At 56.5% G+C, this 24080-nt stretch carries 19 protein-coding genes; 15 read left to right on the forward strand and 4 right to left on the reverse strand.

The window, feature by feature from the left end:
* Positions 1–256: 256 nt before the first annotated feature.
* The 5 genes from purL (at position 257) to glnB (ending at position 8663) form a co-directional block, all read left to right on the forward strand.
* On the forward strand, positions 257–4144 hold the full coding sequence (purL, locus tag IV493_RS03925; RefSeq protein WP_195857761.1) for a phosphoribosylformylglycinamidine synthase: 3888 nt from the start codon (positions 257–259) through the stop codon (positions 4142–4144).
* 562 nt (positions 4145–4706) lie between these two features.
* A complete protein-coding gene (locus IV493_RS03930) occupies positions 4707–6134 on the forward strand; it encodes a HAMP domain-containing sensor histidine kinase (protein WP_013358749.1) in 1428 nt (475 codons plus the stop codon).
* Positions 6135–6137: 3 nt separating this feature from the next.
* The gene (gene qseG, locus IV493_RS03935) at positions 6138–6806 is read left to right on the forward strand and encodes a two-component system QseEF-associated lipoprotein QseG (RefSeq protein WP_013358748.1); all 669 of its coding nucleotides are present in this window, start codon (positions 6138–6140) and stop codon (positions 6804–6806) included.
* On the forward strand, positions 6806–8140 hold the full coding sequence (gene glrR / locus IV493_RS03940) for a two-component system response regulator GlrR (RefSeq protein WP_061063753.1): 1335 nt from the start codon (positions 6806–6808) through the stop codon (positions 8138–8140). Before qseG ends, glrR begins: the two co-directional genes overlap by 1 nt.
* A 184-nt stretch (positions 8141–8324) precedes the next feature.
* Positions 8325–8663, forward strand: a complete 339-nt coding sequence (glnB, locus tag IV493_RS03945) for a nitrogen regulatory protein P-II (RefSeq protein ID WP_003848647.1) — start codon at positions 8325–8327, stop codon at positions 8661–8663.
* A 280-nt stretch (positions 8664–8943) separates the two neighbouring features.
* Here glnB and hmpA read toward each other — a convergent pair whose 3' ends face one another.
* Entirely contained in the window at positions 8944–10128 is a 1185-nt protein-coding gene (gene hmpA / locus IV493_RS03950) for an NO-inducible flavohemoprotein (RefSeq protein ID WP_195857762.1), read from the reverse strand.
* Between the two features lie 327 nt (positions 10129–10455).
* On the opposite strand from hmpA, the gene glyA reads away from it, so the two are divergent.
* Together glyA and IV493_RS03960 are read left to right on the forward strand one after the other, a co-directional pair.
* Positions 10456–11709 carry a serine hydroxymethyltransferase gene (gene glyA, locus IV493_RS03955; protein WP_013358744.1) on the forward strand — a complete coding sequence of 418 codons (1254 nt, stop codon included), beginning with the start codon at positions 10456–10458 and terminating at the stop codon, positions 11707–11709.
* Positions 11710–11837: 128 nt separating this feature from the next.
* On the forward strand, positions 11838–12986 hold the full coding sequence (locus IV493_RS03960; protein ID WP_147789536.1) for a 3-phenylpropionate MFS transporter: 1149 nt from the start codon (positions 11838–11840) through the stop codon (positions 12984–12986).
* Here IV493_RS03960 and csiE read toward each other — a convergent pair.
* Positions 12968–14236, reverse strand: coding sequence for a stationary phase inducible protein CsiE (gene csiE / locus IV493_RS03965; protein ID WP_195857763.1), 1269 nt, complete (start codon positions 14234–14236; stop codon positions 12968–12970). The two genes, IV493_RS03960 and csiE, sit on opposite strands and share 19 nt — an antisense overlap.
* A 155-nt stretch (positions 14237–14391) precedes the next feature.
* Between csiE and IV493_RS03970 the strand changes: the two genes are divergently transcribed.
* The 3 genes from IV493_RS03970 to IV493_RS03980 all read left to right on the forward strand — a co-directional run bounded on the left by IV493_RS03970 (position 14392) and on the right by IV493_RS03980 (position 17201).
* A complete protein-coding gene (locus IV493_RS03970; protein WP_013358741.1) occupies positions 14392–15018 on the forward strand; it encodes a DUF1007 family protein in 627 nt (208 codons plus the stop codon).
* Complete coding sequence (locus IV493_RS03975) at positions 15009–15983, forward strand: nickel/cobalt transporter (protein WP_095706790.1); 975 nt, start codon at positions 15009–15011, stop codon at positions 15981–15983. The genes IV493_RS03970 and IV493_RS03975 overlap by 10 nt, the downstream gene beginning before the upstream one ends.
* 204 nt (positions 15984–16187) lie before the next feature.
* Positions 16188–17201: a TIGR04086 family membrane protein gene (locus IV493_RS03980; RefSeq protein ID WP_013358739.1), complete on the forward strand. Its 1014-nt coding sequence runs from the start codon at positions 16188–16190 to the stop codon at positions 17199–17201.
* Positions 17202–17264: 63 nt separating this feature from the next.
* Here IV493_RS03980 and suhB read toward each other — a convergent pair whose 3' ends face one another.
* Positions 17265–18068 carry an inositol-1-monophosphatase gene (gene suhB, locus IV493_RS03985; protein WP_013358738.1) on the reverse strand — a complete coding sequence of 268 codons (804 nt, stop codon included), beginning with the start codon at positions 18066–18068 and terminating at the stop codon, positions 17265–17267.
* A 132-nt stretch (positions 18069–18200) separates the two neighbouring features.
* Here suhB and trmJ point away from each other — a divergent pair, with 132 nt between their 5' ends.
* The 5 genes from trmJ (at position 18201) to sseB (ending at position 23087) form a co-directional block, all read left to right on the forward strand.
* The gene (gene trmJ / locus IV493_RS03990; protein WP_013358737.1) at positions 18201–18953 is read left to right on the forward strand and encodes a tRNA (cytosine(32)/uridine(32)-2'-O)-methyltransferase TrmJ; all 753 of its coding nucleotides are present in this window, start codon (positions 18201–18203) and stop codon (positions 18951–18953) included.
* Positions 18954–19083: 130 nt separating this feature from the next.
* Positions 19084–19581 carry a Fe-S cluster assembly transcriptional regulator IscR gene (iscR, locus tag IV493_RS03995; protein WP_013358736.1) on the forward strand — a complete coding sequence of 166 codons (498 nt, stop codon included), beginning with the start codon at positions 19084–19086 and terminating at the stop codon, positions 19579–19581.
* 88 nt (positions 19582–19669) lie between these two features.
* A complete protein-coding gene (locus tag IV493_RS04000) occupies positions 19670–20830 on the forward strand; it encodes an IscS subfamily cysteine desulfurase (protein ID WP_195857764.1) in 1161 nt (386 codons plus the stop codon).
* Between the two features lie 159 nt (positions 20831–20989).
* Complete coding sequence (gene pepB / locus IV493_RS04005; protein WP_195857765.1) at positions 20990–22276, forward strand: aminopeptidase PepB; 1287 nt, start codon at positions 20990–20992, stop codon at positions 22274–22276.
* Between the two features lie 46 nt (positions 22277–22322).
* Positions 22323–23087: an enhanced serine sensitivity protein SseB gene (gene sseB, locus IV493_RS04010; protein ID WP_033733530.1), complete on the forward strand. Its 765-nt coding sequence runs from the start codon at positions 22323–22325 to the stop codon at positions 23085–23087.
* Between the two features lie 40 nt (positions 23088–23127).
* Here sseB and sseA read toward each other — a convergent pair whose 3' ends face one another.
* The gene (gene sseA, locus IV493_RS04015; RefSeq protein ID WP_095706795.1) at positions 23128–23970 is read right to left on the reverse strand and encodes a 3-mercaptopyruvate sulfurtransferase; all 843 of its coding nucleotides are present in this window, start codon (positions 23968–23970) and stop codon (positions 23128–23130) included.
* Positions 23971–24080 lie beyond the last annotated feature (110 nt).

Consider the following 24080-nt stretch of genomic DNA (forward strand, 5'->3'; position numbering starts at 1 on the left):
TCGCTGGCTCTAAGGCCTCTGTCTTTTAAAGGCAGTATTTATCTTCTTTGAACTCCCAGAGCGAGGGGCATTTTGCGCAACAAAATCACACTGAGCAACTTTTATAGCAGCTTTTGCGCAAAATTCAGGCAAATCCGGGTTGCCAAAAATTGTGCGCAAACGGTTTCGTCACGAGGTCGCTTTCTCTATAATACGCCCCGTTTTCCCTGTTGCGCCCAATCAAGCGTCGCCCGGCGCCCTGACGAGAGACTTATTAATGGAAATTCTGCGTGGTTCGCCCGCCCTGTCGGCATTTCGTGTAAACAAACTGCTGACCCGCTTTCAGGACGCTCATCTGCCGGTGAGTGATATTTACGCTGAGTACATCCATTTTGCTGATGTCAGTACGCCTTTAACCGCTGACGAACAGAGCCGCCTGCAACGCCTGCTGAAGTATGGTCCCTCTCTCGCTGAACATGCCCCACAGGGACGTCTGCTGCTGGTGACACCACGTCCCGGTACCATTTCGCCCTGGTCATCCAAAGCCACCGACATTGCTCATAACTGCGGCCTGCCGCAGGTACGTCGTCTGGAACGCGGTCTGGCTTTTTATGTGCAGGCTCCGCAACTGACAGAAGTGCAGTGGCAGACGCTGGGTACACTGCTGCACGATAGGATGATGGAGACGGTCTATAGCGATCTGGCGCAGGCTGAGCAGCTGTTTGCGCACCATACGCCGCAGCCGGTGAAGAGCGTCGATCTGCTGGGTGAGGGCCGTCAGGCGCTGGTTCAGGCAAATATCTCGCTGGGTCTGGCGCTGGCAGACGATGAAATTGACTACCTGGTGGCGGCATTTACCGCGCTGGGCCGCAATCCCAACGACATTGAACTCTATATGTTTGCGCAGGCGAACTCTGAGCACTGTCGTCACAAGATCTTCAACGCCGACTGGATTATCGACGGCGAGAAACAGCCGAAGTCGCTGTTTAAGATGATCAAAAACACCATGGAGCAGACGCCGGACTTCGTGCTCTCTGCTTATAAAGATAACGCCGCCGTGATGGAAGGGTCAGAGGTTGGCCGCTTCTTTGCTGACGCCGGCGAGAGCGAATACCGCTGGCATCAGGAAGCCGCGCACATCCTGATGAAGGTGGAAACGCATAACCATCCAACGGCCATCTCGCCGTGGCCAGGCGCCGCGACCGGTTCCGGTGGTGAGATCCGTGATGAAGGCGCAACCGGACGCGGCTCCAAGCCCAAAGCGGGCCTGGTTGGATTCTCGGTTTCTAACCTGCGCATCCCTGGCTTTGAACAGCCGTGGGAAGAGGATTTCGGCAAACCGGCGCGCATCGTCAGCGCACTGGAAATCATGACCGACGGGCCTCTGGGCGGCGCTGCGTTTAACAATGAATTTGGTCGTCCGGCGCTGAACGGCTACTTCCGTACCTATGAAGAGCAGGTCACCAGCCACAACGGCACCGAGCTGCGCGGCTATCACAAGCCGATTATGCTGGCGGGCGGCATCGGTAACATCCGTGCCGATCATGTGCAGAAAGGCGAAATCACCGTCGGCGCGAAGCTGGTGGTGCTGGGTGGACCGGCTATGAACATCGGCCTGGGCGGCGGCGCAGCATCCTCCATGGCCTCGGGCCAGTCGGATGCCGATCTCGACTTCGCCTCGGTTCAGCGTGATAACCCGGAAATGGAACGCCGTTGCCAGGAAGTGATCGACCGCTGCTGGCAGCTGGGCGATGAGAACCCGATTCTGTTTATTCACGACGTAGGCGCGGGCGGCCTTTCCAACGCCATGCCGGAGCTGGTTAGCGATGGTGGCCGCGGTGGCCGGTTTAACCTGCGTGACATCCTGAGTGACGAGCCAGGCATGAGCCCGCTGGAAGTCTGGTGTAACGAATCACAGGAACGTTATGTGATGGCCGTCGCACCCGATCAGCTGGCACAGTTTGAGGCGATCTGCCAGCGCGAACGCGCTCCGTTCGCGGTGATTGGTGAAGCGACCGAAGAACTGCACCTGAGCCTGGAAGATAGTCATTTCGATAATAAGCCAATCGACATGCCGCTTGACGTGCTGCTGGGCAAAACGCCGAAAATGACGCGTGATGTGGTGACACAGCAGGCACAGGGGACCGAACTGCAGCGCGACGGCATTACGCTGGTCGATGCGGTGAATCGCGTGCTGCATCTGCCTGCCGTAGCGGAGAAAACCTTCCTGATCACCATCGGTGACCGCAGCGTGACCGGCATGGTAGCGCGCGATCAGATGGTCGGCCCGTGGCAGATCCCGGTTGCCAACTGTGCGGTGACTACCGCCAGTCTCGACAGCTACCACGGCGAAGCCTTTGCCCTGGGCGAACGTTCTCCGGTTGCGCTGCTGGACTTCGCGGCGTCGGGCCGTCTGGCGGTGGGTGAAGCACTGACTAACCTGGCGGCAACGCAGATTGGTTCGCTGAAACGCGTGAAACTCTCGGCTAACTGGATGTCTGCAGCCGGTCATCCGGGCGAAGATGCCGGTTTATATGCGGCGGTGAAAGCGGTCGGCGAAGAGCTTTGCCCGGCGCTGGGGATCACTATCCCGGTCGGTAAAGATTCGATGTCGATGAAAACCCGCTGGCAGGAAGGCACCGAACAGCGTGAGATGACCTCACCGCTGTCGCTGGTGATTACCGCGTTTGCTCGCGTCGAAGATGTTCGTCGTACCGTCACGCCACAGCTGCAGGCTGATCAGGATAACCTGCTGCTGCTGATTGACCTGGGCAACGGCGCGAATACGCTGGGCGCAACCGCGCTGTCACAGGTCTATCGTCAGCTCGGCGACAGACCTGCCGACGTGCGTGATGCCACACAGCTGGCGGGCTTCTTCAATGCGATTCAGGCGCTGGTGGCTGAGCAGAAACTGCTGGCCTACCACGACCGCTCTGACGGCGGTCTGTTGGTGACGCTCGCCGAGATGGCGTTTGCCGGTCACTGCGGTATCGACGTTGATATCGCCTCGCTGGGCAACGATGCGCTGGCTGCTCTGTTTACCGAAGAGCTGGGTGCGGTGATCCAGATCAATGCCGCCGATCGCGCGGCGGTTGAGCAGATCCTGGCGGATCACGGCCTTGCCGCCTCGACGCATCTGTTGGGCAGCGCACAGCCGGGCGATCGCTTTGTGATCCGTGCCGGTGACAGCGCGGTTTACAGCGAAAGCCGTACCACGCTGCGCACCTGGTGGGCGGAAACCACCTGGCAGATGCAGCGCCTGCGTGACAACCCGGCGTGTGCCGATCAGGAGCATGAAGCGAAGAAGAACGACAGCGACCCTGGCCTGAATGTGAATCTGACCTTCAATCCGCAGGAAGATGTGGCGGCGCCGATGATCGCTACGGGCGCACGTCCACGCGTCGCGGTGCTGCGTGAGCAGGGCGTGAACTCACACGTCGAGATGGCCGCCGCCTTTGACCGGGCTGGCTTTACCGCCATTGACGTTCACATGAGCGATCTGCTGGCCGGACGTCGCGGCCTGGAAGAGTTCCAGGCGCTGGTGGCCTGTGGCGGCTTCTCTTACGGTGATGTGCTCGGTGCCGGTGAGGGCTGGGCGAAATCGATTTTGTTCAACCCGCGCGTGCGTGACGAGTTCGAAACCTTCTTCCACCGTCCGCAAACCCTGGCGCTGGGCGTCTGCAACGGTTGCCAGATGATGTCCAACCTGCGCGAACTGATCCCGGGCAGCGATCTCTGGCCGCGCTTCGTGCGTAACCAGTCTGAGCGCTTTGAAGCACGCTTTAGCCTGGTCGAGGTGGCCGCCAGTCCGTCACTGCTGCTGGACGGCATGGCCGGTTCGCATATGCCTATCGCGGTGTCGCACGGTGAAGGCTTTGTCGAAGTCCGTGATGCGACGCATCTGGCAGCGCTGGAGTCGAAAGGACTGGTGGCACTGCGCTTCGTCGATAACTTCGGCAAGGTGACAGAAACCTATCCGGCTAACCCGAACGGTTCTCCGAACGGCATTACCGCCGTGACCAATGAAAGTGGCCGCGTCACCATTATGATGCCGCATCCGGAGCGCGTGTTCCGTACCGTCAGTAACTCCTGGCATCCGGCCGAGTGGGGCGAAGACAGTCCGTGGATGCGCATTTTCCGCAATGCGCGCAGACAGCTGGGTTAATTTAATCCACTGAAATGAACAGGAGGCCAGCGTGCCTCCTGTTCTTTTTTGCGCCGTTGTTGGCAAATGGCGACAACAGAGTCATTGCACTGTCTCTTTATGGCGACATTTATCTCGTTGATTTTTAATGTGTGATTATCAGACTGGTTTTAGTGTCGCCTTACGGAGACAGACAGCCTGTGCTTATATAAGATTTTTCGCGACAGTCAGCGGGCGGGCCTGCTCAATTTGCTGAAAAATATAATGATTTATTTTCTGGCATGGAACTTGCTATACTCATGCAGCTGCTCATTCACCTGTTTATGATTGCCCCGCTTAGCGGATAAGAGCTCATAAAGCCCGAATGACGCACCAAACGGAGCCTGCCGTCCACCTGACCGATAATCGCTTGCGTTATCAAACACCGGACGTAACGTTGAGTAAGGCTCCACCCATTCTTACGCGATGCACTACGCGTCGTGCCAGCGGCAGGCCATTGAGCCTGCCGTTTTCTTTTGTTCCCCTTTCTTCCGCAGACAGAGTCCGCTAGCATCCAGACAGCGAATCTTAAGGAAGCGGCTGCGTGAAAAAATGGCGTTTATTTCCCCGTTCTCTGCGTCAGCTGGTGCTGATGGCGTTTGTCCTGGTGCTGCTGCCCCTGCTGGTACTGGCCTGGCAGGCGTGGGAAAGTCTCTCTGCATTAAGCGAACAGGCTGCGGACACCAACCGCAATACCTTTACCGATGTACGCAGAAGTGAGGCGATGGCGCGAACGGCAGTTGAGCTGGAGCGTAGCTATCGCCAGTACTGCGTGCTGGATGATGCCTCGCTGGCGCGCCTCTATCAGACTCAGCATACCCGCTACAGTCAGATGCTGAGCTCACACAGCGCCAGCCTGCCCGAACTGCCCGCATTCCAGACCTTACAGGCGACACTGCCGCTGCTGACGCCACTGAAATGTGACAATGGCAATCCGGTGCCGGTTGCCGCAGAGGCGCTGGATCGCTTTTCTGCGACCAATGCGCAGATGGTGCAGGACACGCGCGAGGTGGTCTTTTCGCGTGGCTTACAGTTGCAGCGCGAAATTGCCGATCGGGGCCAGTTTTTTGGCTGGCAGGCGCTGATTCTGTTTATCATCAGTCTGGCACTGATGACGCTGTTTACCGGCATGATTATCGGTCCTGTTAAGCGTATTGAACGGATGATCAACCGGCTTGGCGAAGGGCGGGCACTGGGTAACAGCGGGACATTTCGCGGTCCGCGCGAATTGCGATCGCTGGGACAGCGCATCGTCTGGCTCAGCGAGCGGCTTCAGTGGCTGGAATCGCAGCGTCATGAATTTCTTCGCCATCTCTCTCACGAGCTGAAAACGCCGCTGGCCAGCCTGCGTGAAGGCACGGAACTGCTGGCGGACGAAGTCGCCGGCTCGCTGAATGCCGATCAAAAAGAGGTGGTCACTATCCTCGACAGCAGCAGCCGCCATCTGCAGCAGCTGATTGAACAGTTGCTCGATTACAACCGCAAACTGGCGGATGGCCCGATCGCGCTGGAGCCGGTCAGCGTGGCGGAGATTGTGGAAGATGTCGTTAACGCACATGCGCTCTCGGCGCGCGCCAAACTGATGCAGACGGTCGTCGATCTTAAGGTCAATCACTGCCTGGCAGAACCGATGTTACTGATGCGGGTCATCGACAACCTCTATTCGAACGCCGTGAACTACGGCAGCGAATCCGGTACCATCTGGCTTCGCAGTCAGCAGCAGGGCGATCGGGTCTGGATTGAGGTCGCGAATAGCGGCTCGCCGATTCCGCCGGAAGAGCAGGCAATGATTTTCGAACCGTTCTACCAGGGCAGCCAGCAGCGTAAAGGGCCGGTGAAAGGCAGCGGGCTGGGATTGAGTATCGCCAAAGATTGCCTGCGCCGGATGCAGGGCGACCTGACGCTGGTCTCCTGCGATCAGGCTGACGTCTGTTTTCGAATTGAACTTAACACCACAGCCGGGAAAGTCTGACTGATGAAATATTTACCCGCTTTGCTGTTGAGCACGCTGACTACGCTGCTCCTCAGCGGATGTACGACCTCCCCGGCCACCTCCTCTTTGCCATCAGGCCATCAGGTGGCGGAACCCGAGGTCAGAATCGCTGATTACCTGGCGACCCGCTGCAGTGACCTGTGGCCGATAGAAAATAATACGGCGCTGGGTAACACCCTCTACTGGATGCGGGCGATCGACTGTGCCGAACGTCTTTCTCCCGCGGAGGCCCGTGCCGAAGCCCATCGCTGGCCGGCTGAAAACTGGTCGCGCGCCTTCAAGCAGGGCGTACTGATGTCCAACGGCAACGTGACGCCTGTTGAACGTCGTCGCTATGTTGAAACCCTGGATCGCTACAGCAGCGATTTCCCGCAGTCCGTGCGCCCGCTGATTCAGCTGTGGCGCAGTAATCAGACCGCGCAGCTTGACCTCAGTGAAGCGCGCACCCGGTATGCCCATCTGCAGCAGAGCAGTGATACGCAGCTTGAGGCGATACGCCAGCAGATGGTGAAACAGCAGCAGCAGCTCAGCGACACGCAGCATAAGCTGGAGCGGCTGACTGACATCGAGCGTCAGCTTTCATCACGCAAAGCCCCGGATGTGTCTGACAGCGGTCACGGCACGGCACTGCCGCAGGATGAGGAGCAATGATGGTAAGACAAGCGGCAAAATTGCTGCTGGTGGATGACGATCCCAGCCTGCTGAAGCTGCTGGGCATGCGTCTTCGCAGCGAAGGATATCAGGTCACTACTGCGGCCAGCGGACCTGAAGCGTTGCGTCTGCTGCAGAAAGAGAAAATCGAGCTGGTGATCAGCGATCTGCGGATGGACGAGATGGACGGTCTGGCGCTGTTTGGCGAAATCCAGAAGCGCCACACCGGTCTGCCGGTGATTATCCTGACGGCGCACGGCTCCATTCCGGACGCGGTCTCTGCCACGCAGCAGGGCGTCTTCAGCTTCCTGACCAAGCCGGTGGACAAAGATGCGCTCTATAAAGCCATTGATGAGGCGCTGGCACAGCAGGCACCGGTCAGCGATGACCGCTGGCGCGAAGCGATTGTCACCCGCAGCCCGCTGATGTTGAAGCTGCTGGAGCAGGCGCACATGGTGGCGCAGTCCGACGTCAGCGTGCTGATTAACGGTCAGAGCGGCACCGGTAAAGAGATGCTGGCGCAGGCAATTCACGCCGCCAGCCCGCGTAACGGCAAGCCGTTTGTCGCCATTAACTGTGGCGCACTGCCGGAGCAGCTGCTGGAATCAGAGCTGTTCGGTCACGCTAAAGGGGCGTTTACCGGCGCGGTCAGTGCCCGTGACGGTTTGTTTAAAACCGCTGGCGGCGGCACGCTGTTCCTGGATGAGATTGGCGATATGCCGCAACCGCTGCAGGTGAAATTGCTGCGGGTGCTGCAGGAGCGTAAGGTCAGGCCGCTGGGTAGCGATCACGATATTGAGATCGACGTGCGCATCATTTCAGCTACCCATCGCGATCTGCCAAAGGCGATGGAGAAGAAGGAATTCCGTGAGGATCTCTTCTATCGTCTGAATGTGGTGAATCTGAAGATTCCGGCGCTGCATCAGCGCACCGAAGATATCCCGCTGCTGGCTAATCATCTGTTACGTCAGGCGGCAGAAAGGCATAAACCGCAGATTCGCAGTTTTTCTGTCGATGCGATGAAGCGTCTGATGGCGGCCAGCTGGCCGGGCAACGTGCGTCAGCTGGTGAACGTGATTGAGCAATGCGTGGCACTGAGTTCATCGCCGGTGATTAGCGATGCGCTGGTGGAGCAGGCCTTAAGCGGCGAGAACAGCGCGTTGCCGACCTTTGCTGAGGCGCGCAATCAGTTTGAGCTGAACTATCTGCGTAAGCTGTTGCAGATGACCAAAGGCAATGTGACCAACGCCGCACGTCTGGCCGGGCGTAATCGCACGGAGTTCTATAAGCTGCTGTCCCGGCATGAACTGGACGCCAGTGATTTCAAAGAGTAGCGGGGGCGGCGAAGTGATACCGGGAGGTTGACTGATCAGGCCCGACGCAGAATGGCTGCAGTCAGCACAATCTGACAGCGCTTGCGGCAACCTGAAGAAACCCGGATATTACCGCCCGACAGCGCCAGTAACATTTATACTTGATAAACCCTCTGACCATGGAGGGAGTGAAAAAGGGTCTGACATGAAAAAGATTGATGCGATTATCAAACCATTCAAACTCGATGATGTTCGTGAAGCCTTAGCGGAAGTGGGCATCACCGGGATGACCGTGAGTGAAGTAAAGGGCTTTGGTCGCCAGAAAGGGCACACTGAGCTGTACCGCGGCGCAGAGTATATGGTCGATTTTTTACCTAAAGTGAAAATCGAGATGGTGGTGGGCGACGATATCGTTGATACCTGCGTCGAGACCATTATGCGCACGGCGCAGACCGGCAAAATCGGTGATGGTAAGATCTTCGTCTTCGACGTGGCGCGCGTAGTGCGTATCCGTACGGGTGAAGAGGATGAAGAGGCGATCTGATAACCTCTTTATCAGCATAAAGAAGCCCGCGCTGCGGGCTTTTTTTATGCTGGGACTTGGTGAGGTTGGCTTTGAAACCGAGCCCGCTCCGGGAACACGGTCAGATCGGAAAGACGCAAAACCCGCCATCCATGGCACGCTCGGCCCGCGACGTCCTGTCGCGGGACGCTTTCCTCCTCTGCCCGTGTTCCCTTCGCTTTAGACTTATGTGCGGCTGCCTGGTTTACATTGGATTTGTTGGCAATTTAAACACGCGCTGCGAGCTTTTTTTATGGCTTAATCACATACCTTTGTGCGGACCAAAGAGTTCGTAATGGATGTGTGAATCTGCCACACCGGCATCACGCAGTTGCGCTACCACATGTTGCATAAAAGGCAGCGGGCCACAGAGATAGAAGTGGGTGTCAGGTAAGGTGAGCCGAGCTGAAAGCGCGGTGATATCCATCAGACCCTGCGCGTCATAGCGACCGGCATCTTCAGCCGCGGGATAGCGGTACCAGACATGACTGACGAAATCGGCGAGCTGTGCGCCTGTGTCACGAACTTCCGCGCTAAACGCATGCTGTTTACCGTTCTCTGCGGCGTGCAGCCAGCTGACCGGCGCGCGGTGCTGGCTTGCTGCCAGCGCATGGAGCATCGCCAGCATCGGCGTCTGACCCACGCCTGCGGAAATCAGCGCGACTGGCGTGACAGGATCGACCTCAAGGAAGAAGTCGCCGTGCGGTGCGGCGAGCATCAGTTCATCACCCACCTTGCCATTCTGATGCAGCCAGCCGGAGACGGTGCCCTGCGCTTCACGTTTCACCGCGATGCGATACGCTTTGCCGTTGCTGAGATGCGTCAGAGAGTACTGACGAATCTGGTGATGTTCGAAGCTGGCAGGCTGCAGATGCACCGTCAGATACTGACCGGGCTTAAAGGCGGCGACCGGGCCGCCATCTACCGGCGTAAAGGTAAAGCTTTTAATCACATCGCTCTGCTGCGCAATTGCGCTGATGCGAAACGCCCGGGTGCCGCGCCAGCCGCCGGTTTGCTGCTCCGTGGCCTGATAAATTTCCTCTTCGCGATTGATGAATACGCTCGCCAGTACGCCGTAGGCTTTGCCCCATGCCGCCAGCGCCTCTTCGCCTGGATCCAGCAGCTCTTTAATGGTTGCCAGCAGATTTTCACCGACGATGGCGTACTGCGCAGGCTGGATATTCAGGCTGGTATGTTTCTGCGCAATCTTTTCCACCGCAGGCAGCAGCGCCGCCAGATTCTCCAGATTCGCGCCATAGGCACAGATGGCGTTGAACAGCGCTTCACGCTGATCGCCGTTGCGCTGGTTGTTCATGTTGAAGACGTTTTTGAGTTCCGGATGCTGCGACAGCATGCGGTCATAGAAGTGGGCCGTAAGCTTTGGGCCGCAGGCAGCGATGGCAGGCAGGGTCGATTTAACGGTAGCGATGGTGTGGGCATCAAGCATGGAATTAGCCTCTCAGATAAACATGTATTTTAAATGCATCTTATGGCCGCTCCGTCTACGGTGTAAATAACCCAATGAACTTTCTGGTTGTCTGAGTGGCAACTTTTTAGTGCATCATGAAAAACCTTCGTCACAGTCTGAAGAAAAATCGTGGCGTCTGAACGGGGTAAAAAGGTGTAAAAATGCCGAGCCAGCAGCCAGCCAATCGTTTGCGTAAAAAGAGGCGGTTCACCCTACCTTCACCTGTTAAAACGGTTTACACTGTGGGCCTTCGCCCCTGAAGGGGGGTAAATACCGTCAGAAAGTTAGCTGAGTCAGGAGATCCGGATGTTAAAGCGTGATATGAACATTGCCGATTACGATGCCGAGTTGTGGCAGGCAATGGAGCAGGAGACAGTGCGTCAGGAAGAGCACATTGAACTGATTGCTTCTGAAAACTACACCAGCCCGCGTGTTATGCAGGCGCAGGGTTCTCAGCTCACCAATAAATACGCTGAAGGCTATCCGGGCAAACGCTACTACGGCGGCTGTGAGTACGTTGATATCGTTGAGCAACTGGCGATCGACCGTGCAAAAGAACTGTTTGGCGCTGATTACGCTAACGTGCAGCCACACTCTGGTTCCCAGGCTAACTTCGCGGTTTACACCGCGCTGCTGCAGCCGGGCGATACCATCCTCGGGATGAACCTGGCGCACGGTGGACACCTGACTCACGGATCACCGGTTAACCTGTCCGGCAAACTCTATAACGTAGTGGCTTACGGTATCGATGAGACCGGTAAAATCGACTATGACGAACTGGCTGAACTGGCGAAAACCCACAAGCCAAAAATGATCGTTGGCGGGTTCTCTGCGTACTCCGGCGTCTGCGACTGGGCAAAAATGCGCGAAATCGCGGATAGCGTAGGTGCATGGCTGTTTGTCGATATGGCACACGTTGCTGGCCTGATTGCCGCAGAAGTCTATCCAAGCCCGATTCCACATGCGCACATCGTGACCTCCACCACCCACAAAACGCTGGCGGGTCCGCGTGGCGGCATCATTCTGGCGAAAAACGGCGATGAAGATTTCTATAAGAAACTGAACTCTGCTGTCTTCCCTGGCGGCCAGGGCGGTCCACTGATGCACGTTATCGCCGGTAAAGCCGTTGCCTTTAAAGAGGCGATGGAGCCAGAGTTCAAAACCTACCAGCAGCAGGTGGCAAAAAACGCCAAAGCGATGGTAGAAGTGCTGATCGAGCGTGGCTATGACATCGTGTCTGGCGGCACCCATAACCATCTGTTCCTGATCGATCTGGTGAGCAAGAACCTGACCGGTAAAGAAGCCGATGCGGCGCTGGGCCGTGCCAATATCACGGTTAACAAGAACAGCGTGCCAAACGATCCGAAAAGCCCGTTTGTGACGTCCGGTATCCGTATCGGTACACCAGCAGTTACCCGTCGTGGCTTCAAAGAAGCAGACGTGCGTGAGCTGGCTGGCTGGATTGCCGATGTGCTGGATAACATCAATGACGAAGCAACCATTGAGCGCACCAAGAAGAAAGTGCTGGATATTTGCAGCCGTCTGCCGGTCTACGCTTAATCGCTAACCTGTTGTGAGACAGCATAAAAAGGATGGCATCTGCCATCCTTTTTTATTGCCTGTCCCGCGGCGCTCTGCCAGAGTAGCGCCCACTCATGCTGCGAGGCAGCACACTTGCTGGAGGGAATATGGCAATCGGCTCCGCCAGATGGCTCGGATTGGGCTACTTCACTTACTTCTTCTGTTACGGCATCTATCTGCCATTCTGGGGCGTGTGGCTGAAAGGCACCGGCCTGGATGCTGAGAAGATTGGCCTGCTGCTTGGCTGTGGTATGGTCGCGCGCTTCGTCGGTAGTCTGCTTATCGCTTCTCAGGTTAAGAATCCCGGCCGTTTGATTACGGCGCTGCGTCTGCTTGCGCTGATGACCTGCCTGTTCGCCGCCGGTTTCTGGGTAGGGGAGCAGTGGATGTGGCTGCTGACTGTGATGATCGGCTTTAACCTCTTCTTCTCGCCGCTGGTGCCGCTCAGTGATGCGCTGGCCGCGACCTGGACACAGCAGATTGGGCTGGCGTACGGGCCGGTGCGGCTGTGGGGATCGCTGGCCTTTGTAATCAGCTCGGCTTTAACCGGCGTACTGGTCAGTGCTTACTCCTCTCAGGCTATTCTGCTGCTGCTTTCCGTTGGTGTCATCGCCATGCTCGCTGGCATGATGCTGAGACCGGCCACCCAGCCACAGGGTCATGAGCGTCAGAGTGCTGCGGGCGGCGGCTGGCAGGAATGGCGTGATTTGCTGCGTGAAAATGCAGTATGGCGATTTATGCTCTGCGTAACGCTGCTGCAGGGCGCGCACGCTGCCTATTACGGCTTCAGCGCTATCTGGTGGCAGGAGAGCGGCTACTCCGCCTCGACGGTGGGTTATCTCTGGTCGCTGGGCGTGGTGGCGGAAATTATCGTGTTCGCTCTGAGCAGCCGCCTGTTCCGCCGCTGGAGCGCGCGTGACCTGCTGCTGCTTTCAGGCATCTGCGCGCTGATCCGCTGGGGCCTGCTGGGAGCCAGCACCGCGTTGCCGCTGCTGATTGTGGCGCAAATCCTTCACTGTGGCAGTTTCACCGTCTGTCATCTGGCGGCGATGCGCTTTATCGCGGCGCGGCAGGGGGCAGAAGTGATCCGGCTACAGTCGCTCTATTCCGCGCTGGCGATGGGCGGGGGTATTGCAGTAATGACCATGATCTGCGGCGTGCTGTTCGCGCATCTGCAGGGTCATCTTTTCTGGGTGATGGCACTGGTGGCCCTGCCCGCACTGTTTCTGCGTCCCGGCTACGACTCCAGTAAATAACGAATGCGCTGCTGATGGTGCAGCGTCAGCGGCAGTTCCGCATGCACCAGCGGCGGAGAGAACAAGGGCAGCGAAGTAGGGTAGGGCGAAATGATGATGTCGACATCCCGCGGCGCGCCGTCCCGCTGAAACTGCTTCACGTCCAGATAGGAAATATTGACAGGCAGCAGCGTGATCTCCCGGATCTGCTGCTCCACATCCTGCTCCAGGTCGGCATCGTCGCCGGTCAGGATCAGCACCTGTTTCTCCTGCAGCGCACTCTCCTGCATCAGCCAGGCACCGAATATAATGGTGATTAAACTCACCTCTTCCGGCGTAAAAGTAATGTTGTAGTGCTGCTCAAAAGCCTGCAGGGCCTGCTGAGTGGTGCGCAGCAGGCGAGGATAGAGGCGGCTGACATCCAGTGCGACACTATTGTCGATACCGATAGTAAAGTGAGTGCGATCGAGCGCCTGCGCCAGATGCGGATAGAGCTGGTGCAGCAGTTCTTCGCGGTCAGCAAAAGTGATTTCGGCGCAGGCTTCAAAGTCATTGATCAGTTGCTGCGTCGCGTTCATCAACTGCTGTTCAGCAGGATGGGTAATTGCGTCCACGACCGGCGTATGAATCTGGCTGAACAGCAGCGTCCAGAAGTCGATTTCACTGACGTGCGGGGCAAGATGGCAGCGTTTTCGCCAGTGATGTATCACATCTTCGGCGGCCTGCCGCTCAGGCTTCTGCTGAAGCCAGAGAGACTGCGCCTCACTGAACAGCACCGGCTGACGCTGGCACAAGCCATACTTCATAAATATCTGCAGAAAAAGCCGGTCGCGTTCGCTGAAATCACGTTTCAGACGCAGGCTGCAGTGCTGAATCAGCGCCTGTAAATTGGTCTCATCCCACAACGCTTTTTCAATCTTCATGACCTTCAGGCGCTGACGCAGCGGCGTGGCAAAATGCTGGCAGACAAAGTCCTGCGATAAACGCAGACTGCGTCGCAGGTTGTGCAGCAGACAAAGGCGCCGGTCCAGCTCTGTACCATGAAGACGAAAGCTGCCATCCACCATCTGATGCAATTCCAGCTGGTGATATCGCTGTATCTCAAGGCCTACATCCGCGATATCCTGTCGGGCAACGGCAGGATCGATGCCATTCAGCTGGCAGATTTTTTCAAGCGTAAGCACGGGTGCGGGCAGAAACAGCAACAATAAAAGATGGCACTGACGCTGTGAACGGGTGAAGAGTGGTGCCAAAGGGGTAGCAGAACTCATCAATCAGATTTCCAGCAGGCTATTTTGAGCTAAGCGTAGTCAACCCGGTCAGCGCCCGCGCGGTTTACGCGGTTTATTTGCCGGAGGTTTAAGGCGGGTCACAAAATTTTGTTACTTATAGATTCTTTTCATCAGGAACGTTACTTTATAACATTATGAAACGCGCACTCTTTGCCTTACTGATGGTATTAAGTCCGGCTCTGCTGGCCCATCCTCACAGCTTCATCGACATGAAAACCGAGCTGGTGGTGCAGGGTGACACCTTTACCGGATTAAAGATGACCTGGACCATGGATGAGATCACCTCCGCCGACCTGCTGTATGACGCGGGTGAGGCGAAGCCAGGCAGCGTGGTGTGGAAAAAGCTGGCGGCGGGCGTGATGGCGAACGTACTGGGCCAGCACTACTTTTCTGAAATCTGGCACAACCAACAGCGGGTAAAGTTTTTGAATCTGCCAACGGAATATAATCTGTCGCGTAGTGGTCACAAAGCGGTGCTGGAATTTGTTCTGCCGCTGGCGGAGCCCCCGACGCTAGCCGGGCAGCGCTTTGAGATCCTGACCTTCGATCCCACTTACTTCGTCGATATGTTCTATGACAATCCCGGCGCGTTAACGCTGCCGCCGGCGTTGCAGACCCGCTGTAAATTTGCGCTCAATACGCCAAAACCCAATGACTCTCTGAAGCAGTATGCGCTGTCGCTGGATAAAGCCGATGCGCCTGCGGAGGAGATGGATTTAGGTCGCCAGTTCGCACAAACGGTGGTACTGACATGCCAGTAATCTCCGCACCCCTGCGGGCTTCCCGGCTCTGGCCGCTGTGGTTACTGGCGGGACTCTTCATCGGCGGCGCATTGCTGGTCTGGCTTTACTGGTCGCAGATTCTGCTGCAGAGCGTGTTGTGGCAGAAAGATCTGCACCGCCAGATGACCCAGCTGTTACAACAGGTGGCGGAGCAGCCCAACAAGGCGGGCCTCTCGCTGGTGATATTCAGCCTGCTCTATGGCGTGCTGCACGCGCTGGGTCCGGGCCACGGCAAAGTGGTGATCGCGACCTTTCTGGCAACTCATCCTGCAAAAGTGAAAACCAGTATCAGGCTGACGCTACTCGCCTCGCTGTTGCAGGGTTCGGTGGCGATTGGGCTGGTGACGGTGATGCTGGTGGTGCTGAAAACCTCGTCGCGCCAGCTGCATCTCAGCAGTTTCTGGCTGGAGAAGGGCAGTTATCTGCTGGTGATTGGGCTGGGCGTGATGATCGGGTATCGGGCGCTGCGTTCACTGTGGCGGGCATTGCGTCCAGCTCCGGTATTTCGTGCCTTCCGGCCCCACCATCAGCATGATGAGCATTGCGGCTGCGGGCATGCGCATCTGCCAACCCCGCAGCAGATGAGCGGCAACGTTAGCTGGAAAACCCAGCTGCTGGTGGTGGTGTCGATGGGATTACGTCCCTGCTCCGGCGCGATTATGATGCTGCTGTTTGCCAAAGTGATTGGCGTTTATGGCTGGGGCATTCTCTCTGCTGCCGTGATGGCGGTCGGCACGGCGCTGACCATTTCGGCGATTGGCCTGCTGGTGCAGCAGGCGCGCTCGGTGGCGCAACGGCTGGCACAGCCTGGTGCAGTCTCAGGCATCTCGCGACTATTGTTGCCAACGCTGGCCTTAACCGGTAGCCTGATTTTAATTGTGGCGGGCATCGCATTATGGCAGTCAGCACAGCTGACGGCAGGCGGCGGAATTCGACCTTTCTGATTATAAACGCAGCGGGAATAAAATTCCCGCGGTTATCCTTACCTCGCTAATTATCTCTTAATTCATCTCTTTATTTTTTTCTCAGGGCAGTTTAGTGGAGAAATGACTATTCCCTGTCTACGCTGTTAATACCAAAACGGCATTCCGCCGTCGGGATGATAAAAGATCAGAGCCGTTTTCTGTTTATTGCGAGGAGTATATTTCATGGCCGATACCCGTATTAATAATGGCTACACCGAAACGCTGGCGACCGGGCCGGCAGGATTACCGTTAAAACGTATTTCCTGGAGCGCGGTGTTTGCCGGTGTTATTTGTGCATTAATCGTTCATATCATTCTGACGCTGCTGGGAACCGCCATTGGTGCTACCACCATTGATCCGATGAAAGAACAGAATCCGCTGGACGGCCTTGGCACAGGCGCGCTGGTCTGGACGGCCATTGAAATGCTGGTCGCGATGGCGGCGGGTAGTTATGTTGCCGGTCGACTGGCACAGCGTGAAGGCGCACTGCACGGTTTACTGATGTTTGGCCTTAGCACAATTTTCACTATTTATCTGGCAATTGCGCTGGCAACCAGCGTATTAGGTGGCGCGATGAATATTGTGGGTTCAGGCTTCCAGGCGCTGGGCAGTGGTATTTCCGCCGCTGCGCCTTCGGTCACGCAAATGGCAAAAGAAAAGCTGCAGGAAAATAATATTAATTTAGACAACCTGCAGAACGAACTTGAAACCACATTACGCCAGACCGGTAAGCCGGAATTACAGCCAGAGAATCTGAAGCAGGACGCAAATAAAGAAGCGCAGAATGCGGAAAACCAGGCTAACAACACCGCGAACCATCCGCAGACAGCCGATACCGATCTGACCAACTGGGTAAAAGGTGTGATGGATCGTCATTCAGATACCCTGCAGGCAGCCGATCGTGACGCACTGAAAAATATCATCAAAGCGCGCACCGGTAAAAGCGATGAGGAAGTGGATCAGATCGTTGCGAAAACCGAGCAGAGCTATCAGCAGGCCGTTCAGAAGTATAATGAACTGAAACAGCAGGCTGAGCAGAAAGCACGTGAAGCGGGTGAAAAAGCCGCTGCTGCGACCGCTAAAGCGAGCTGGTATGCCCTGATTCTGCTGATCATCGAAGCCGTACTGGCTGGTGTCATGGGTATGGTGGGTCGTCGTACTCAGCCCCGTCAGGTGCTGGCACACGAACGTCGTTAATCATCACTGATTAGCAGGCAATAAAAAAGGCGGCTGATAAGCCGCCTTTTTCTGTACTGAGACTTAGCGTTTTAACGCTTCGCTCAGCTCATCACGCATGTTCGACAGCATCGCTTTCACCACACGCGGGTTACCCGCGACCAGGTTACCTGACAGCAGATAGCCGTGGTTACCGGTGAAGTCAGTGACCAGGCCGCCCGCTTCACGAACCAGCAGTTCACCCGCCGCAAAATCCCACGGCTTCAGGCCAATCTCAAAGTAGCCATCTACGCGACCCGCAGCCACATAGGCCAGATCCAGCGCAGCAGAACCGGTGCGACGGAAGTCAGCGCACTGAGTGAAGAGTTTGGTCAGGATGTTCATGTAAGCAGGCGCGTGCTGCTTCATTTTGAACGGGAAGCCCGTTGCCAGAACGGTGCCATCCAGATCGCGCGCAATGCTGCCACGCAGGCGATAGCCATTCAACTGAGCGCCCTGGCCACGTGAAGAGGTGAACAGTTCATTGCGCATTGGATCGTAAACGACGGCGACTTCAGTGCGGCCTTTGATGCGCACCGCGATTGAAACAGCAAAGTGGGGCAGACGTTTGATGAAGTTGGAGGTGCCATCCAGCGGATCGATAACCCATTGAACATCCTGATCTTCGCCCGCCAGTTCACCGCTTTCTTCAGTGATGATGGTATGTTTCGGGTAAGATTTACGAATAATTTCGATAATCAGGCGTTCTGCTTCGCGGTCAACATTGGTTACGAAGTCGTTGCTGCCTTTCTGGCTGGCTTCGACGGCGTCCGGGGTTTCATAATATTTGGCAATTAAATTTCCGGCCTTGCGCGCTGCGCGCACGGCAATGTTGAGCATTGGATGCATCGGTATCTCTCGCTGGATGTTAAAGAACGGGGAAAACGGCGCGGAGTATAGCAGCGTGTTCGGTAAATGTCCTGCTTTATGTTACGATTCTCTCCACTGATTTTACTGACCCGTTTCTGAGTATCCCTAATCATGTTGCAAAATATTCGTATCGTGCTGGTCGAAACTTCTCACACCGGTAACATGGGCTCCGTTGCGCGCGCCATGAAAACCATGGGCTTAACCAACCTCTATCTGGTTAATCCGCTGGTCAAACCCGACTCACAGGCGATCTCCCTGGCCGCCGGTGCCAGTGACGTTATCGGCGACGCAAAAATCGTCGATTCACTGGATGAAGCAATCGCCGGATGCAGTCTGGTGGTCGGGACCAGTGCACGTTCACGTTCGCTGCCCTGGCCGATGCTGGATGCACGTGAATGCGGCGTAAAAAGTGTGGAAGAGGGCCAGCAGGCACCGGTCGCGCTGGTGTTTGGTCGTGAACGCGTTGGCCTGACCAACGAAGAGTTGCAGAAGTGTCATTATCACGTCGCGATTCAGGCTAACCCGGAGTACAGCTCGCTGAACCTGGCGATGGCAGTACAGATTATCGCCTATGAAGTGCGCATGGCATGGTTACAGTCGCAGGAGCAGGCCAGCCCGCCGCCAAAGTTTGAAGAATCGCCTTATCCGCTGGTGGATGACCTTGAGCGCTTCTATCAGCATATGGAACAGATGATGCTGAACAGCGGCTTTATCCGTGAAGCCAATCCAGGCCAGGTGATGAGCAAACTGCGTCGTCTTTATACCCGTGCCCGTCCGGAACGTGATGAACTGAACATCCTGCGCGGTATGCTTTCGTCGTTTGAAAAGCGAAAAAACGAGAAAAAAGAACCAGATAATAGTTGAGTAAATTACCTGGTTAAATACCTGACTAATTTACCAGGTTAAATAGTTGACCAATTTACTCGGGAATGTCAGACTTCATGGCATCTGTTGCTAATCCTCCGATAACCGGACGCTATTGAGGTCGTACGCTATGAGACTGACATCCAAAGGACGTTATGCCGTTACTGCAATGCTGGACGTTGCCCTTCACTCCCATGAAGGTCCGGTCCCGCTGGCTGATATTTCAGAACGTCAGGGCATCTCGCTCTCCTATCTGGAGCAGTTATTCTCCCGACTGCGTAAAAACGACCTGGTTTCCAGCGTTCGTGGCCCGGGTGGCGGTTATCTGCTGGGTAAAGCGTCAGACACCATCTCTGTCGGCGAAGTGATCACTGCGGTTGATGAGTCAGTTGATGCCACCAAATGCCAGGGTAAAGAAGGCTGCCAGGGCGGTGAGCGTTGTCTGACTCACGTGCTGTGGCGCGATCTGAGCGTGCGTATCAGTGACTTCCTGAACAATATTACGCTGGCTGAGCTGGTGAATAATCAGGAGATTCTGGATGTGGCCGATCGTCAGAATGCGATCGATAATCGTCGCTTCCAGAGCCCGCGTTCGCAGGAAATTAACGTCAACCAGCGCGCCTCGTAATCCCCGCTGTTGCGGCCCTTACTGCTAACGCGGTCAGGGCCGAATCTGCTATAAAGACGTATGATTTTCTATACGGAGCTGTAGCGCAATGAAATTACCGATTTACCTGGATTATGCCGCCACCACGCCGGCCGATCCGCGTGTAGCCAGCAAAATGATGCAGTTTCTGACGCTGGATGGCACGTTCGGTAATCCGGCTTCGCGATCGCACCGTTTTGGCTGGCAGTCTGAAGAAGCGGTCGATGTTGCCCGCAATCAGATTGCCGAACTGGTCAACGCCGATCCGCGCGAAATCGTCTTTACCTCTGGCGCCACCGAATCCGATAACCTCGCGATTAAAGGCGCAGCCCACGCCCATCAGGCGCGCGGCAAACATATCATCACCAGCCAGACGGAACACAAAGCGGTGCTCGACAGCTGTCAGCAGCTGGAGCGCGAAGGTTTTGATGTCACGTATCTGACGCCGGCAGCTAACGGCATTGTCTCGCCTGAACAGCTGCGTGCGGCGCTGCGCGATGACACCATTCTGGTTACTCTCATGCACGTCAATAATGAAACCGGTGTGGTTCAGGATATCGCTGCCTTTGGCGAACTCTGCCGCGAGCGTGAGATTCTGCTTCATGTGGATGCGACCCAGAGCGTCGGTAAGTTGCCCATCGACCTCAGCCAGTTACCGGTCGATTTGATGTCCTTTTCAGCCCACAAACTCTATGGTCCGAAAGGCATCGGTGCGCTCTATGTGCGGCGTAAACCGCGCGTGCAGATTGCTGCGCAAATCCACGGCGGCGGGCATGAACGCGGAATGCGCTCCGGCACCCTGCCGGTGCATCAGATTGTCGGTATGGGCGAGGCCTATCGTATCGCGGCAGAAGAGCGCGAAACGGAGATGGCGCGTCTGCAGGCGCTGCGCGATCGTCTGTGGCAGGGCATCAGCACGCTGCCGGACGTTATCCTCAATGGCGATCCGCATCAGTGTGCGCCGAACATTCTTAACATCAGTTTCGCTGACGTTGAGGGTGAATCCCTGATTATGGCGCTGAAAGATCTGGCCCTCTCTTCCGGCTCGGCCTGTACCTCTGCCAGCCTGGAGCCTTCCTATGTTTTACGCGCGCTGGGCGTAAGTGAGGAGCTGGCGCACAGTTCGCTGCGCTTCTCGCTGGGACGCTTCACGACCGAAGAAGAGATCGACTACGCCATCGCCCTGGTGCAGAAGTCGGTAGCCCGGCTGCGGGCCTTAATGAAATCCTGATACCCGGTCATAGTCCGGAAACTGCGCCAATATGGGCGCTTCGCTGGCAACGTCCGGCGGAATCTGTTATCAGGTCTCTGCGAAACACATTTAACATCTTATTAAAGCCGTCATAACAATCAGGCTGGATGAAACAGATAACGATTACGGAGCTTTTCGATGACCACACAATCCATGAACATTACGCTTAGCAGCCAGCCCGCTGATGCGCGCTGGGGCGAAAAAGCGATTCTGAGCAGCAACGACAGCGGCATGACGCTGCATCTGACCGGCGCGGATGCGCTGAATACCATTCAGCGTGCGGCGCACAAAATCGACAGCCAGGGCATCCGCCACGTGGCGCTGACCGGCGAAGGCTGGCACCTGGAGCAGTGCTGGGCATTCTGGCAGGGCTTCTGTGGCCCGAAAGGCCAGCGTCAGGTTGAGTGGCCAGCGCTGGGCGAACATGAGCAGGCGGAGTTTGATCGCCGTCTGAAAATCATCGACTGGGTCCGCAACGTCATTAACCTGCCTGCAGAAGATCTGGGGCCGGAACAGCTGGCGCATACTGCCGTCGATCTGATCAGTGAAGTGGGCGGCAGCGCCGTGAGCTATCGCATTACCAAAGGCGACGACCTGCGCGTTCAGGGCTATATGGGCCTGCACACCGTAGGACGCGGTTCAAATCGCCCGCCGGTTTACCTGGCGCTCGACTACAACCCAACCGGCGATGAGAATGCACCGGTCTACGCCTGTCTGGTCGGTAAAGGCATCACCTTTGATACCGGCGGCTACAGCCTGAAGCAGAGCAGCTTCATGGACTCGATGAAGTCTGACATGGGCGGTGCGGCGACCGTTACCGGCGCACTGGCTATGGCGATTTCGCGTGGCCTGAACAAGCGCGTCAAACTCTACCTCTGCTGTGCCGATAACATGGTCAGCAGCAACGCCTTCAAGCTCGGCGACATCATTCGCTATCGCAACGGCAAATCGGTGGAAGTCATGAACACCGATGCGGAAGGTCGCCTTGTCCTGGCCGACGGTTTAATCGACGCCAGCGAGCAGAACCCGACGCTGATCATCGATGCTGCCACGCTGACCGGCGCGGCTAAAACGGCGCTGGGCAACGACTATCATGCGCTGTTTACCTTTGATGATGTGATGGCGCAGTCGCTGATGGGCAGCGCGGTAAGTGAGAACGAGCCTTTCTGGCGCCTGCCGCTGGCTGAATTCCATCGCAGCCATCTGCCGTCTAACTTCGCCGATCTCAATAACATCGCCAGCCCGTCTCATGCGGCAGGCGCCAGCAGTGCGGCAGCGTTCCTGTCCCACTTCGTGAGCAACTATCAGCAGGGCTGGCTGCACATCGACTGTTCCGCCACCTATCGTAAAGGGGCAGTTGATCAATGGGCGGCGGGTGCAACAGGTCTTGGCGTGCGAACCATCGCTAATCTGTTACTGAAATAAGAAGGGCTCAGCGGTGGCGGATGCCGCCGCTGTTCAGAGGGAAACTATGAACCGTCTTGAAGAGGTGCTGAAGCTGGCAGCCACCGAGCCTGCCCATCGGCCCGAATTTTTTCAACTGCTGCTGGAGTCTGATGTCTTTGTTCCAGGCGAAAGCACCACGCAACAGCTTGATGCCAGCACGCCCGTTGATCTGCAGCACTGGGAAAAAGAGGATGGCAGCAGCATCATTCCTTTTTTCACGTCTGAAGAGGCGATGAGTGAAGCGGTGAGCGGTGAGCAGTCCTGGCTGCGTCTGCCGGTCCGGACGCTGTTTGAGATTACACGTGGCGAGACGCTGTTTCTCAATCCCAAACTGCCTTCCGGTAAAGAGTTTACTGCAGCCGAAATCACTCATCTGCTGGCAGAAGAGGGCAGTGCGCTAAGTCAGCAAACCGTGCTGGAAGGCGGACAGTCCCTGCTGTTGTCTGAAGTGGCCGAGCCGCCTGCGCAGATGATCGATTCGCTGACGCAGCTGTTCAGTAAGCATAAACAGGTGCGCCGGGCGTTTATCGCCAGCATTCGTGAGCGGGCAGACGAAGCGCCCAATCTGCTGATTGGTATTGAAGCGGACAGCAACATTGAGGCGATTATTCAGGCGGCGGGCAGTGTGGCAACAGACACGCTGCCAGACGATGCACCGATTGATATCTGTGAAGTCACGCTGCAGGACCGTGGCATCAGCCACTTCTTTACCGCCCACATCACGCCATTTTATGAGCGTCGCTGGGGCAGTTTCCTGCGTGACTTCAAGGGCAGTGAGCGGATTATCTGATTCACTTAAAAAAACAGGCGGCTTATCAGCCGCCTGATTTTTATTTCGCTATCGGTAAGTCGTCGCGACTGCCCCATTCGCCCCAGGACCCGTCATACAGCGTGGCATCCCGAGCGCCCAGCGCCGTCAGCGCCAGAATCAATACGACCGCCGTTACGCCAGAGCCACAGCTGGCGACCACCGGCTGGGTGATATCGACGCCTGCGTTAGCAAACAGCCTGCGCAGTTCCGCTTCCGGCTTGAGTTTTCCCTGCTCAACCAGCGTATTCCACGGCACATTCAGGCTGTTGGGAATATGTCCGCGATGCAGGCCGGGACGCGGTTCGTCCACTTCGGCATTAAAGCGATTAGCGGCACGCGCATCAACAATCTGTGCACCGCCTTCATGACTGATCAGCAGCACGTCCGTCAGACGTTTCACCCGGCTTTCATCTGCGTGCGCTTCAAACTCACCTTCTGGCAGATTCACGTTGCCGGTTGCCAGCGCAAAACCCGCCTCTTTCCAGCCCTGCAAACCACCGGCCAGAATCGACACCTGCGCCACACCAAAGGTCTTCAGCATCCACCAGGCGCGTGGCGCGGAAAAGAGGTTACCCTCGTCATAGACCACCAGATGCTTATCACTGCTCACGCCCAGCTCGCGCATCGCGACGGCAAAGGTCTCGGCACGCGGCAGCATATGCGGATAAGGGCTGGTGTGATCGGAGAGCGCTTCAATATCAAAGTAAGGGGCGTCGGGTAGATGACCTGCCAGATATTCAGCCTGGACATCGCGAACCGCTTCCATTCCGGGTGGCAACAGACGTGCATCCAGCACCTGAAGTCGCTCATCGTTGTAGTGTTCTTGTAACCAGTCGGCGGACACAAACAGTGGCGTCGTCATAACAACCTCATTTCAGCAATCTGTCATACCAGTGTCAGGGAATGTGCGCACCATCTCAAGAGAAGCGTTGATTAAATGCGAGCATTGATATGAAATTGCGCAGCGTAATC

Origin of the sequence: Pantoea sp. SM3640 (assembly GCF_015654165.1) — a bacterium.
In the GTDB taxonomy this organism is placed as follows: Bacteria; Pseudomonadota; Gammaproteobacteria; order Enterobacterales; family Enterobacteriaceae; genus Pantoea; species Pantoea vagans.

Bases quoted from the DNA above. Each gene is read 5' to 3' on its own strand.
- csiE (WP_195857763.1), bottom strand. From the start codon at position 14,236: ATGAGTTCTGCTACCCCTTTGGCACCACTCTTCACCCGTTCACAGCGT.
- trmJ (WP_013358737.1), top strand. From the start codon at position 18,201: ATGTTGCAAAATATTCGTATCGTGCTGGTCGAAACTTCTCACACCGGT.
- hmpA (WP_195857762.1), bottom strand. From the start codon at position 10,128: ATGCTTGATGCCCACACCATCGCTACCGTTAAATCGACCCTGCCTGCC.
- purL (WP_195857761.1), top strand. From the start codon at position 257: ATGGAAATTCTGCGTGGTTCGCCCGCCCTGTCGGCATTTCGTGTAAAC.
- glnB (WP_003848647.1), top strand. From the start codon at position 8,325: ATGAAAAAGATTGATGCGATTATCAAACCATTCAAACTCGATGATGTT.
- suhB (WP_013358738.1), bottom strand. From the start codon at position 18,068: ATGCATCCAATGCTCAACATTGCCGTGCGCGCAGCGCGCAAGGCCGGA.
- IV493_RS04000 (WP_195857764.1), top strand. From the start codon at position 19,670: ATGAAATTACCGATTTACCTGGATTATGCCGCCACCACGCCGGCCGAT.
- IV493_RS03970 (WP_013358741.1), top strand. From the start codon at position 14,392: ATGAAACGCGCACTCTTTGCCTTACTGATGGTATTAAGTCCGGCTCTG.
- sseB (WP_033733530.1), top strand. From the start codon at position 22,323: ATGAACCGTCTTGAAGAGGTGCTGAAGCTGGCAGCCACCGAGCCTGCC.
- pepB (WP_195857765.1), top strand. From the start codon at position 20,990: ATGACCACACAATCCATGAACATTACGCTTAGCAGCCAGCCCGCTGAT.
- sseA (WP_095706795.1), bottom strand. From the start codon at position 23,970: ATGACGACGCCACTGTTTGTGTCCGCCGACTGGTTACAAGAACACTAC.
- glrR (WP_061063753.1), top strand. From the start codon at position 6,806: ATGGTAAGACAAGCGGCAAAATTGCTGCTGGTGGATGACGATCCCAGC.
- IV493_RS03960 (WP_147789536.1), top strand. From the start codon at position 11,838: ATGGCAATCGGCTCCGCCAGATGGCTCGGATTGGGCTACTTCACTTAC.
- IV493_RS03980 (WP_013358739.1), top strand. From the start codon at position 16,188: ATGGCCGATACCCGTATTAATAATGGCTACACCGAAACGCTGGCGACC.
- glyA (WP_013358744.1), top strand. From the start codon at position 10,456: ATGTTAAAGCGTGATATGAACATTGCCGATTACGATGCCGAGTTGTGG.
- qseG (WP_013358748.1), top strand. From the start codon at position 6,138: ATGAAATATTTACCCGCTTTGCTGTTGAGCACGCTGACTACGCTGCTC.
- iscR (WP_013358736.1), top strand. From the start codon at position 19,084: ATGAGACTGACATCCAAAGGACGTTATGCCGTTACTGCAATGCTGGAC.
- IV493_RS03975 (WP_095706790.1), top strand. From the start codon at position 15,009: ATGCCAGTAATCTCCGCACCCCTGCGGGCTTCCCGGCTCTGGCCGCTG.